The organism is Streptomyces sp. NPDC019396 (assembly GCF_040632375.1).
Classification (GTDB): Bacteria; Actinomycetota; Actinomycetes; order Streptomycetales; family Streptomycetaceae; genus Streptomyces.
Window position 1 is genome coordinate 1 of sequence record NZ_JBEYBS010000021.1, and the last position, 12,229, is coordinate 12,229.

The window sequence follows — 12,229 nt, forward strand, 5'->3', positions numbered from 1 at the left end:
CGCGGGCGGCCGGGGCGGTTCCCCGCATTCAGGCGGGGGGGGGGCCCCGCGGGCACCCTTTTTTGGGGGGGGGGGGGGGCCCCCGGGGGGGGGGGGGGGGGGGGGCGCCCCCGCCGCCCCCCCCCCCCCTCCCCAGTGGGTGCCTGCTCTGCCCGTCAGCCCTTCTTGATCTCCCAGAAACGGAAGACCGTGGAGGCGTCGAGCGTCCACTCCAGGCCGGTGATGTTGCCGTGGGCGACCGCGTACTGCTTGCCCTGCCACAGCGGCAGCACCGGGACGTCCTCGGCGACCAGGTTCTGAAGCTCGGCGAACTTGCTCTCGGTCGCGGCGCGGTCCGTCATGGCCGAGGTCTCCGGAATGATCTTGCCGGAGATCTGCTTGTTCTCGTAGTTGTTGTCGAGGACGTTGTCCGGGCCGAAGAACGGCTGGGTGAAGTTGTCCGGGTCCGGGTAGTCGGGGACCCAGCCCTTCACATAGACGCCGTACTTGCCGGCCTTGATGTCCTTCTCGTACTGGTCGATCTCGACGGACTTGACGTCCGCCTTGAACAGACCGCTGTCGTTGAGCTGCTTGGCGATGGCCTGGAGCTCCTGGTCGGTGGCCGGGCCGTAGCGGCTGGACGTGGACCACAGGGTCAGCTGGACCTTGTCGGTGACACCGGCGGACCGCAGCGCCTGACGGGCCTTGTCGGGCTGCGGGCGGTCGCCGTAGCGCTCGAAGAACGCGGTGTTGTGTCCGGAGATGCCGGCCGGGACGATCGAGTACAGCGGCTCGGCGGTGGCGTCGTAGGTGTCCCGTACGAGCGCGTCACGGTCCACCAGGTAGGCGAAGGCCCGGCGCACCGCGAGCTTGCCCGCGACCGGGTGCTTCATGTTGAAGACGAGGTGCTGGACCTCGGCGCTGTCGCCTTCGATGACCGAGATCTGCTGGTCGCTGGCGGACGCGTCGCCCTGGAGCCCGGCGACGTCCTTGGCGGTGAGGCCTCGGTACGCCACGTCGACCTCGCCCTTCTTGAGCGTGGCCGCGAGCTTGTCCTGGTCACCGTGGAAGAGCTTGAGGGTCACGCCGCCGTTGCGCACGGTCGCGTTGCCCTTGTAGTCCGGGTTGACCGAGAAGACCGCTTCGTCGTCGTTGAAGGAGTCCAGCTTGTACGGGCCGGAGCCGACCGCCTTGCCGTCGGAACGCAGGCCGCCGCCGTCGTACTCGCGGTGGTCGACGATGGAGCCCGCACCGGAGGCGATCTTGCTCGGGAAGGTGGCGTCCGGGCTCTTGAGCCGGAAGACGACCGTCCGCGCGTCGGGGGTCTCGATGCTGCCGATGGTGGCGAGCAGCGGCCCGGGGCCGGAGTCACTGGCTATCTTGATCGCACGCTCGAAGGAGAACTTCACGTCCTCCGAGGTCAGCGCATTGCCGTTGCTGAACTTGAGGTCTTCGCGCAGGGTGCATCGGTAGACGGTGCTCGCGCCGCCCGAGAAGCCGCAGTCCTCGGCCGCGTCGGGCTCGGGGGTGGTGCCGCCCTTGGGGAAGCTCAGCAGGGACTGGAAGACGTTGTTGAACAGCAGCCACGAGCCGGGGTCGTACCCGTCGGCCGGGTCGGTGGCCAGGACCTCGTCGGACATACCGACGACCACCCGGCTTTCCTCGGACGCGCCGTCGCCCTGTTCCCCGCCGCAGCCGGCCAGCAGGACGAGGGAGAGCCCCGCGGCGAGCGGGGCCGTCCTCTTGATGAGTCGTGCCTTCACAGAACCTTGCCTCTTGCTCTCGGATGCCGACCGCGACGTTCGCGGCCTGGTGCTGAAGTTCAGGCGGAGCCCCGCGCGAGCTCCCACAGCTGGAGGTCTGACGACGAGTTCAGCGCCCATTCGACGCCGGTGACCTCCGACCGGGCGGCGACGTACTGCTTGCCCTGCCACAGCGGCAAAACGGGCACATCGGCGGCCACGATGTCCTGCAGCTTGGTGAAGGACGCGGATGCGGCCTCCCGGTCGGCCTCGCGGCGCGAGGCCGGGATGAGCTGGTCGCGGGCGACGGTGCTCACGTAGGGACTGTTGAGGAAGTTGTCCTTGTCCAGGAACGGGGCGATGAAGTTGTCCGGGTCCGGGAAGTCCGGGAACCAGCCGAGCCCGTAGACCGCGTAGTCGCCGCGCTTCTGGGCGGGGCGGAACTTGGACCACTCGGCGCCCTTGATCGTCACGCTGAAGAGCTTGGTGGCGTTGAGCTGGTCGCGCAGCGCCGCGAACTCGGCGGCCGTTCCGGGACCGTAGTGGTCGGTGGTGTAGTTGAGAGTGAGCTTGACGGGGGTGTCGATCCCGGCCTCGCCGAGGATGGCGGCGGCCTTCTCCCGGCTCGGCTCGCCGTACCGGTTGAAGAACGAGTTGGTGTGGCCGGAGATGGACGACGGGATCAGCGAGTAGAGCGGCTCCGCGGTCGCGCCGTACACCTTGTCCGCGATGTTTCCGCGGTCGATGACGGAGGCCATGGCCTGGCGGACCGCCTTGTCCTTCACGGACGGGTCCTTGGTGTTGAAGCCGAGGTAGCGGATCTCCAGGCCGGGCATCTCGGTGAGCGCGATGTCCTTGCGGGGGTTCTCGGAGAGCTCGGCGATCTGGTCCGGGGCCATGGCCCGGGCCATCACGTCGATGTCTCCGGAATCCAGCGCACTGCCCATGCCGTGGGCGTCGGCGAAGGAGCGCAGCTCGACCTTGCCGTTGCGGACCTTCAGATCCCCCTTGTAGTGAGGGTTCTTGGTGAAGACGGCGCTGACGAGCTTGTCGCCGTCCCTCTCGGTCTCGAGGGTGTATGGGCCCGAGCCGCTGACGTCGAAGCCTTCCCGCAGCTTCTTGCCGTCGTACGCATCCCGGCTGACGATGCCGGCGACGGGCGTCGAGAGCTTGTAGGGGAAGGTGGCGTCGGGGGTACTCAGGTGGAAGACGAGCTCCTTGTCGCTCTTGACCTCGATGGTGTCGATGTTGGCGAGCAGACCGGCAGCGCCGTTGTCGGACCTGATCTCGAGGACGCGCTCGATGGAGAACTTCACGTCCTCCGCAGTGACGGGCTTGCCGTCGGAGAACTGGAGACCGTCACGGAGGGTGCACCGGTAGCTCTCGCTCGCGTTGTCCGTGAAGGCGCAGCGGGAGGCCGCCTCCGGTACCGGGTCACCGCCGCCGCGCGGCACGTGCATCAGCGTCTGCAAGGTCTGGCGGAGCACGTTCCAGGCACCGGTGTCGTAGGCGTAGGCGGGGTCGAAGGGCGCCGGACTGTCACCGTTGGCGACGAACTGGTCCGTGGTTCCCACGACAATGGCGCCGTCCTTGTCCACTCCGCCGACGGTCGCCCCACAGGCGGCGAGTACGGGGACGAGCAGGCCGGCCATGAGCGGCAGCGCCAGTGTCTTGCGGTTCATCCTGGATGTTCTCTTCCTCATCCCACACTGGGATACAGCGGCGTACGGATACTTCGCCGCGGGGGCCCGGTCGGGGCGGGGCGATCGGGTCGGGACACAGCGCGATCGGACCTGTGACGTGGGGCTATGGGTGTGGCCCGTGACACAGGGGGGTTTGCGGCGAAGTGCTCGCGTCGAGATTAGTGGGCTACGCCACGAACACCGGACCGGACCCGAGTTGGGCCGCTGTCACCGAGTGAGCAGGCATGGTGGTGCATCGATAGTCATGCGGGAGGGCAATCCGGACGTCGAGCGGGGAACCAGGACACAAAGGCGCTCGCGAACGAGCTTGCGGCAGGACCTGCCCGTATGACCAGTCCCCGATGAGGTCACTTGGAGTGAGGAACCTCACGTTCTGTCGTGATTACGGAAGAGACACGTCCGGATGCCCAGAGTTTCCGGACGATTTACGGGCCACCGTCGGTGCACGCCTCAGTTCATCCGGGTGATCAGGGTGCGCAGGAAGGGCAGGTCGACCTCTTCGAGCGAGGTCACTACCACCCGGCCGTCGGCGGGGGCGATGGGCGCGACGGACGGCACCGCGACCACGCGGCAGCCGGCGGCCTCGGCCGCCGCGACCCCCGTCGCGGTGTCCTCGATGACGGCACAGCGGGCGGGGTCGGCACCCAGGCCCCGGGCCGCGAGAAGGTACGGGTCGGGGTGCGGCTTCGTCCGGGCGACCTCGTCACCCGCGACGGTGAGCGCGAAGCGGTCGGCGCCCAGGGAGGCCAGCACCCGGTCGATGATGCGCCGGTGCGAAGCCGACACCAGCGCCGTGGGCACATTGTGCGCCGCGAGCTCGGTGAGCAGCCGCTCGGCGCCCGGCATCAGCGGTACACCGCGGTAGATGCGCCGCTCGAAGCGCTCGTTCAGCAGCACGGTGAGCTCCGCGAGGGTGATGTCCGCCCCGGTCGCCTCGATGAGATAGCCCGCGCTGCGGGTCATCGGGCCGCCGACCACCACGTCCCGCCAGGCCGCGTCCAGCGCATGCCCGAGGTCGGCGAACACCTCCACCTCCACGTCCCACCAGAAGCCCTCCGTGTCCACCAGGGTGCCGTCCATGTCGAGGAAGACGGCTTGCAGGGCGGAGCCCGCACGCGTGTGCGTCGAGGACGCGGGGACCGTACTGGTCATCGGCACACCTCCGAGAGGGACGAGAAGGCCGGCCGCCTCCCGGTGAGGGAGGGCGACCGGCCTGCACTGGACCGATAAGTGTACGTCGCGGGAGTCCGCAGTGCGCCGTCGAAACTCCGGGCCCTCCGGGCGACCCGGAGCGCCCGGACGGCGCTGAGCGGGCGCTCCAGGCCCGGCGGGGGCCCAGGCCGTGTGTGAGAACCCCCGCCTGGGCGCCCTCCGGGCGGACGGCGCCCAGGTCTTGAACTCGTCCTATCGCGCGTTGAAGTACTTCGCCTCGGGGTGGTGGATCACGATGGCGTCCGTGGACTGCTCGGGATGGAGCTGGAACTCCTCGGAGAGCTGTACGCCGATCCGCTCGGGCTGGAGGAGATCGGCGATCTTCGCCCGGTCCTCGAGGTCGGGGCACGCTCCGTAGCCGAGGGAGAAGCGCGCTCCCCGGTACTTGAGCGCGAACATGTCCTCGATGTCCGCCGGGTCCTCGCCACCGAAGCCGAGTTCGCCGCGCACCCGGGCGTGCCAGTACTCCGCCAGTGCTTCGGCCAACTGCACGGAGAGCCCGTGCAGTTCCAGGTAGTCGCGGTAGGAGTCGGAGGCGAAGAGCTGCGCCGTCGCCTCACCGATCCTGGATCCGACGGTGACCACCTGGAAGCCGACCACGTCGGTCTCGCCCGACTCCTCGGGGCGGAAGAAGTCGGCCAGGCACAGCCGCCGCCCGCGCCGCTGGCGCGGGAAGGTGAAGCGGGTGCGCTCGGAGCCGTCCTCGCCGAGGATGATCAGATCGTCGCCCTTCGACACACACGGGAAGTAGCCGTAGACCACGGCCGCCTCCAGCATGTTCTGGGTGTGCAGCTGGTCCAGCAAGCCGCGCAGCCGGGGGCGGCCCTCCGTCTCCACCAGCTCCTCGTACGACGGGCCGTCGCCGTGGCGGGCCTGCTTGAGGCCCCACTGGCCCTTGAACAGCGCGCCCTCGTCGAGCCAGGAGGCGTACTCCTTGAGCTGGATGCCCTTGATCACCCGGGTGCCCCAGAACGGCGGCTCGGGGAGACGGTTGTCGGTCGCCACATCGGAGCGTACGGAACCCTCGGGAGCCTCGGCGGGCTCCTCGGTCACCACCGCGGTCGCCCGTACCCTGCGCTGCTTGAGCTCGGGGAGGCTTGCGCCGGGGACGCCGCGCTTGACCGCGATCAGGGCGTCCATCAGGCGCAGTCCCTCGAAGGCGTCACGGGCGTAGCGGACCTCGCCCTCGTAGATCTCGTGGAGGTCCTGCTCGACGTAGGCGCGGGTGAGGGCCGCACCGCCGAGGATCACCGGATAGTCGGCGGCCAGCTTGCGCTGGTTGAGCTCCTCCAGGTTCTCCTTCATGATCACGGTGGACTTCACAAGGAGCCCCGACATGCCGATGACATCGGCCTTGTGTTCCTCAGCGGCTTCCAGGATCGCGGAGACGGGCTGCTTGATGCCCAGGTTGACGACGTTGTAGCCGTTGTTGGAGAGGATGATGTCCACAAGGTTCTTGCCGATGTCGTGGACATCGCCGCGGACGGTGGCGAGCACGATGGTGCCCTTGCCCGCCTCTTCACCTTCGGTCTTCTCCATGTGCGGTTCCAGATACGCCACCGCGGACTTCATGACCTCGGCGGACTGGAGCACGAACGGGAGCTGCATCTGGCCGGAACCGAAGAGGTCGCCGACCACCTTCATTCCGTCGAGCAGGATGTCGTTGACGATCTCGAGGGCCGGGCGCTGCTGAAGGGCCTCGTCCAGGTCGGCCTCCAGGCCGTTGCGCTCGCCGTCGATGATGCGCCGCTTGAGGCGCTCCTCGAGCGGCAGCGCCGCCAGTTCCTCGGCCTTGCCCGCCTTCAGGGACTTGGCGGTGGCCCCCTCGAACAGCGCCATCAGCTTCTGCAGCGGATCGTAGCCTTCGCTGCGCCGGTCGTAGATCAGATCCAGTGCGGTGCCGACCTGCTCCTCGTCGAAGCGCGCGATGGGCAGGATCTTGGACGCGTGCACGATCGCGGAGTCCAGGCCCGCCTTGGTGCACTCGTCGAGGAAGACGGAGTTCAGCAGGATGCGGGCGGCCGGGTTGAGGCCGAAGGAGATGTTGGACAGGCCGAGGGTGGTCTGGACGTCCGGGTGGCGGCGCTTGAGCTCGCGGATGGCCTCGATGGTGGCGATGCCGTCCTTGCGGGACTCCTCCTGGCCGGTGCAGATGGTGAAGGTCAGCGTGTCGATGAGGATGTCGGACTCGTGGATGCCCCAGTTCGCGGTGAGGTCCCTGATGAGCCGCTCGGCGATCTCCACCTTCTTCTCCGGGGTACGGGCCTGACCCTCCTCGTCGATGGTGAGCGCGATCAGAGCCGCTCCGTGCTCCTGGGCCAGACGGGTGACCTTGGCGAAGCGGGAGTCCGGTCCGTCGCCGTCCTCGTAGTTGACGGAATTGATGACCGCCCGGCCGCCGAGCTTCTCGAGCCCGGCCCGGAGGACCTCGACCTCGGTGGAGTCGAGCACGATGGGCAGGGTGGAGGCGGTGGCGAAGCGCCCGGCAAGTTCCTCCATGTCGGCGACACCGTCGCGGCCCACATAGTCGACGCACAGGTCGAGCATGTGCGCGCCTTCGCGGATCTGGTCACGGGCCATCTCCACGCAGTCGTCCCAGCGGCCTTCCAGCATGGCCTCGCGGAACTTCTTGGACCCGTTGGCGTTGGTCCGCTCCCCGATGGCGAGGTACGAGGTGTCCTGGCGGAACGGCACCGTCTGGTAGAGGGAAGCGGCGCCGGGCTCCGGGCGCGGCCGGCGCTCGGCGGGCGCCAGGTCGCGTACGCGCTCCACGACCTGCCGCAGATGCTCGGGGGTGGTACCGCAGCAGCCGCCGACCAGGGAGAGGCCATACTCGCTGACGAAGGTCTCCTGGGCGTCGGCGAGCTCGGAGGCGGTCAGCGGGTAGTGGGCTCCGTTCTTGCCGAGCACCGGCAGGCCGGCGTTCGGCATGCAGGACAGGGGGATCCGCGAGTGCCGGGCGAGATAGCGCAGGTGCTCGCTCATCTCGGCGGGCCCGGTGGCGCAGTTCAGCCCGATCATATCGATACCGAGGGGCTCCAGCGCCGTGAGGGCCGCTCCGATCTCGGAGCCGAGCAGCATGGTGCCGGTGGTCTCGACGGTGACCGAGCAGATCAGCGGCAGGCTGAGGCCGGTGGCCTCCATGGCGCGGCGGGCGCCGATGATCGCGGCCTTGGTCTGGAGCAGGTCCTGCGTGGTCTCCACGAGCAGCGCGTCGGCGCCGCCGGCGATCATCCCCTCGGCGTTCTGCTGGAAGGCATCGCGCAGTGTGAGGTACGGGGCGTGGCCGAGGGTGGGCAGTTTGGTGCCGGGGCCCATGGAGCCGAGCACCCAGCGCTGCTGTCCGGTGGCGACCGTGTACTCATCGGCGACCTCGCGGGCGATCCGGGCGCCGGCCTCCGACAGCTCGTACACCCGCTCCGCGATCTCGTACTCCGCCAGCGCGGCGAAGTTGGCACCGAAGGTGTTGGTCTCGACGCAGTCGACGCCGACGTCGAAGTACTCGCGGTGCACCGAGCGGACGATGTCCGGGCGGGTGACGTTCAGGATCTCGTTGCAGCCCTCGAGGTTCTGGAAGTCGTCCAGTGAGGGGTCCTGCGCCTGGAGCATCGTGCCCATGGCTCCGTCGGCCACCACCACACGGGTGGCGAGCGCCTCACGGAGGGCGTCGGCCCGGACCCTGTGCTCGGCGGGGACTGCAGGGACTGCGGACCCCGCGGGCGTCGCCGCGGGTGTCGTGCTGTCGGCGGAAGGGGTTGGCAACGAGGCCATGGATTGCTCCCTGGGATGCGACGGCTGTCGGCTTTGCGGACCCTCGGGGGCGCCGCACCCGGCCAGCCTAGCCGGGAGTCTCGATCTGTGGGGCGCTGTCCCAGCCGGTGGACGGCATGCCGTACCGGCAATCAGGTGATGACCCGATGATGTCCGAAACCGCGCGGTCTTGACACACTGTCCTCGCGGTAACACCTATTCGGCATCGGCCGATAGTGTTCAGCATTGTCGAACCCACGGGGAGAAAGGTCCGGGCGATGGCGAAGAACATCCAGTCGCTTGAACGGGCGGCGGCCATGCTGCGACTGCTCGCGGGCGGCGAGCGCCGGCTCGGGCTGTCCGATATCGCCTCGTCCCTCGGCCTCGCCAAGGGCACGGCGCACGGCATCCTGCGCACCCTCCAGGCGGAGGGCTTCGTGGAGCAGGACGACGCGTCGGGCCGCTATCAGCTGGGCGCGGAGCTGCTCCGGCTCGGCAACAGCTATCTGGATGTGCACGAGCTGCGGGCGCGGGCCCTGGTCTGGACGGACGACCTGGCCCGTTCCAGCGGCGAGAGTGTCCACCTGGGGGTGCTGCACCAGCACGGCGTGCTGATCGTCCACCACGTCTTCCGCCCCGACGACAGCCGCCAGGTGCTGGAGGTCGGCGCGATGCAGCCGCTGCACTCCACGGCACTGGGAAAAGTACTGGTCGCCTATGACCCCGTGGCCCACAGCGAGGTGCTGGAGATCGACCGCAAACAGTTCACCCCCCGCACGATCACGAGGCCCTCGGAGTTCGAGGAGCTGCTGGATCTGACCCGGGCGCGCGGCTGGGCGGCGGATCTCGAGGAGACCTGGGAGGGCGTGGCGGCGGTGGCCGCACCCATCCACGACCGTCGCCGGATGCCGGTCGGCGCGGTGGCCATCACGGGCGCGGTGGAGCGGGTGTGCAACGACGGCGAGCTGCGCTCCGAGCTGGTGGCGGCGGTACGGGACTGCGCCCGCGCCGTCTCCCGCGATCTGGGCGCGGGGCGCTTCTGACCGGGCCGGGCCCCTCGGGCCGGGACATACGCCGGGGTCCGTAGAGTCGCCGGCGCGACGATCGGCACGCCCCGCCATGACGTGGGGCGGCCCGCCGAATCATGCCGTCCCGGCGGCGGGACGCTGGCCGGATCCCGCCACGGAAGGCCTGCTGTCGGGCCCCTGCGAACCCGCACAAACCCCCCACACCAGGCGCTTCTGATCGTTCAGGCGCATCATCGATAACGATCGGGTTTTCAGCCACACAACCCTTGACGCCGTGTTAACCGCAGGGCAAAACTGCCGTTCAACGGTCGGCATTGTCGAACACCTACCGGTATTACACGCTAGAGTGTGGCAACGCCAAGGCCGGTACCGCTCTCATTCCTCGAGGGCGCGAACCGCGGAGGGGACCCGCTGGTTCGTCTTGCCCTGGACGCAAGTACTAAGGAGTCGCGGGTGTCCAGCTCCGACATCTTCATCGGCGAGGTCATAGGGACCGCCACACTCATCCTGCTCGGCGCCGGCGTTGTCGCCGCCGTCGTGCTCAAGCGCTCCAAAGCGCAAAACGCCGGCTGGCTGGCCATCACCTTCGGGTGGGGCTTCGCAGTCCTGACCGCTGTCTACATCTCCGCCCCGCTGTCCGGTGCCCACCTGAATCCAGCGGTCACCCTGGGTATCGCCATCACCAGCGGCGACTGGAGCCAGGTCTGGCTCTACTGGCTGGGCCAGCTGATCGGCGCCATGATCGGCGCCTTCGTGGCCTGGCTCGCGTACGCCGGACAGTTCAAGGCCCATCTGACGGATCCGGAGATCATCTCCGCTCCGCCGCACGAGGAAGGTCTGGTCAGCGAGAAGGCTGCCCCCAAGGCAGGTCCGGTGCTCGGCATCTTCTCCACCGGCCCGGAGATCCGTGTCGTCTGGCAGAACCTCGCCACCGAGATCATCGGCACCTTCGTTCTGGTGCTCGCCGTACTCACCCAGGGCCTCAACGACAGCGGCAAGGGTCTCGGCCCGGTCGGCGGTCTGATGGTCGCCCTGGTGGTCGTCGGCATCGGTCTGTCTCTCGGTGGACCGACGGGCTACGCGATCAACCCCGCGCGTGACCTCGGCCCCCGCATCGTCCACGCCCTGCTGCCGCTGCCGAACAAGGGTGGCTCCGACTGGGGGTACGCCTGGATCCCCGTCGTCGGTCCGCTGATCGGTGCGGCCATCGCCGCGGGTATCTACAACATCGCATTCGCGTGAGCCGTACGTCCTTTCCTCAGATTTCCGGGAGTACACCGTGACCGACGCACACACCGCCGGCCCGTTCATCGCGGCCATCGATCAGGGCACCACCTCCTCACGCTGCATCGTCTTCGACAAGGACGGCCGGATCGTCTCGGTCGAACAGAAGGAGCACGAGCAGATCTTCCCGAAGCCGGGCTGGGTCGAGCACAACGCCAGCGAGATCTGGACCAACGTCCAGGAGGTCGTGGCCGGCGCCATCGAGAAGGGCGGCATCTCCGCCGCCGACGTCAAGGCCATCGGCATCACCAACCAGCGTGAGACCACGTTGCTGTGGGACAAGACCACGGGCGAGCCCGTCCACAACGCCCTCGTGTGGCAGGACACCCGCACCGACGCGCTCTGCAGGGAGCTCGGCCGCAACGTCGGGCAGGATCGATTCCGCCGTGAGACCGGTCTTCCGCTGGCGAGCTACTTCTCCGGCCCCAAGGTCCGCTGGCTGCTGGACAACGTCCCGGGTCTGCGCGAGCGCGCCGAGCGTGGGGAGATCCTCTTCGGCACCATGGACTCCTGGGTCATCTGGAACCTCACCGGCGGTGTCGACGGCGGACACCACGTCACCGACGTCACCAACGCCTCGCGCACCATGCTGATGAACCTCCACACCATGGAGTGGGACGAGAAGATCGCCCAGTCCATGGAGGTACCCATGGAGGTACTGCCGGAGATCCGCTCGTCCGCCGAGGTGTACGGCCAGGTCAAGGGCGGCGTCCTGGACGGCGTCCCGGTCGCTTCGGCGCTCGGCGACCAGCAGGCGGCGCTGTTCGGCCAGACCTGCTTCGCCGAGGGTGAGGCGAAGTCCACCTACGGCACCGGCACCTTCCTGCTGATGAACACCGGCAGCAAGATCATCAACTCGTACTCGGGTCTGATCACCACCGTCGGCTACAAGATCGGCGACGACGCCCCGGTGTACTCGCTCGAGGGCTCCATCGCCGTCACCGGCTCCCTCGTGCAGTGGATGCGCGACCAGATGGGCCTGATCAACTCGGCGGCGGAGATCGAGACCCTCGCGTCCTCGGTCGAGGACAACGGCGGCGCCTACTTCGTCCCCGCCTTCTCCGGCCTGTTCGCCCCGTACTGGCGCTCCGACGCCCGCGGTGTGATCGCCGGACTGACCCGCTATGTCACCAAGGCGCACATCGCGCGCGCCGTTCTCGAGGCCACCGCCTGGCAGACCCGCGAGATCACCGACGCCATGACCAAGGACTCCGGCGTCGAGCTCACCTCGCTCAAGGTCGACGGCGGAATGACCTCCAACAACCTGCTGATGCAGACGCTCGCCGACTTCCTCGACGCACCGGTGGTGCGGCCGATGGTCGCCGAGACGACCTGCCTCGGCGCGGCCTACGCCGCCGGCCTGGCCGTCGGCTTCTGGCCCGACACCGACGCCCTGCGCGCCAACTGGCGCCGGGCCGCCGAGTGGACCCCCCACATGGACCCTGCCAAGCGTGACAGGGAGTACAAGGACTGGCTCAAGGCCGTGCAGCGGACCATGGGCTGGATCGAGCACGACGAGAGCTGACGAGGA

The 12,229-nt window shown here is 68.6% G+C and carries 7 protein-coding genes; 3 read left to right on the forward strand and 4 right to left on the reverse strand.

Going from position 1 to position 12,229, the window contains the following annotated elements:
* Positions 1-155: 155 nt before the first annotated feature.
* The 4 genes from ABZ532_RS23125 to metH form a co-directional block, all read right to left on the reverse strand.
* Entirely contained in the window at positions 156-1,742 is a 1,587-nt protein-coding gene (locus tag ABZ532_RS23125; RefSeq protein ID WP_361286796.1) for an ABC transporter substrate-binding protein, read from the reverse strand.
* A gap of 59 nt (positions 1,743-1,801) precedes the next feature.
* The gene (locus ABZ532_RS23130; RefSeq protein ID WP_361286799.1) at positions 1,802-3,403 is read right to left on the reverse strand and encodes an ABC transporter substrate-binding protein; all 1,602 of its coding nucleotides are present in this window, start codon (positions 3,401-3,403) and stop codon (positions 1,802-1,804) included.
* 471 nt (positions 3,404-3,874) lie between these two features.
* Positions 3,875-4,576, reverse strand: a complete 702-nt coding sequence (locus ABZ532_RS23135; RefSeq protein ID WP_361286802.1) for an HAD family phosphatase — start codon at positions 4,574-4,576, stop codon at positions 3,875-3,877.
* 252 nt (positions 4,577-4,828) lie between these two features.
* Positions 4,829-8,407: a methionine synthase gene (gene metH / locus ABZ532_RS23140; protein WP_361286805.1), complete on the reverse strand. Its 3,579-nt coding sequence runs from the start codon at positions 8,405-8,407 to the stop codon at positions 4,829-4,831.
* Between the two features lie 257 nt (positions 8,408-8,664).
* On the opposite strand from metH, the gene ABZ532_RS23145 reads away from it, so the two are divergent.
* From ABZ532_RS23145 to glpK, 3 genes are all read left to right on the forward strand, one after another.
* Positions 8,665-9,429 carry an IclR family transcriptional regulator gene (locus ABZ532_RS23145; protein ID WP_361286808.1) on the forward strand — a complete coding sequence of 255 codons (765 nt, stop codon included), beginning with the start codon at positions 8,665-8,667 and terminating at the stop codon, positions 9,427-9,429.
* 438 nt (positions 9,430-9,867) lie between these two features.
* On the forward strand, positions 9,868-10,656 hold the full coding sequence (locus ABZ532_RS23150) for an MIP/aquaporin family protein (protein WP_361286811.1): 789 nt from the start codon (positions 9,868-9,870) through the stop codon (positions 10,654-10,656).
* 37 nt (positions 10,657-10,693) lie between these two features.
* Positions 10,694-12,223: a glycerol kinase GlpK gene (gene glpK, locus ABZ532_RS23155; protein ID WP_361286814.1), complete on the forward strand. Its 1,530-nt coding sequence runs from the start codon at positions 10,694-10,696 to the stop codon at positions 12,221-12,223.
* Positions 12,224-12,229 lie beyond the last annotated feature (6 nt).

What these genes read in the sequence shown, in the direction of transcription:
- ABZ532_RS23130 (WP_361286799.1), bottom strand. Translation starts at nt 3,403, where the DNA reads ATGAACCGCAAGACACTGGCGCTGCCGCTCATGGCCGGCCTGCTCGTC.
- ABZ532_RS23135 (WP_361286802.1), bottom strand. Translation starts at nt 4,576, where the DNA reads ATGACCAGTACGGTCCCCGCGTCCTCGACGCACACGCGTGCGGGCTCC.
- metH (WP_361286805.1), bottom strand. Translation starts at nt 8,407, where the DNA reads ATGGCCTCGTTGCCAACCCCTTCCGCCGACAGCACGACACCCGCGGCG.
- ABZ532_RS23145 (WP_361286808.1), top strand. Translation starts at nt 8,665, where the DNA reads ATGGCGAAGAACATCCAGTCGCTTGAACGGGCGGCGGCCATGCTGCGA.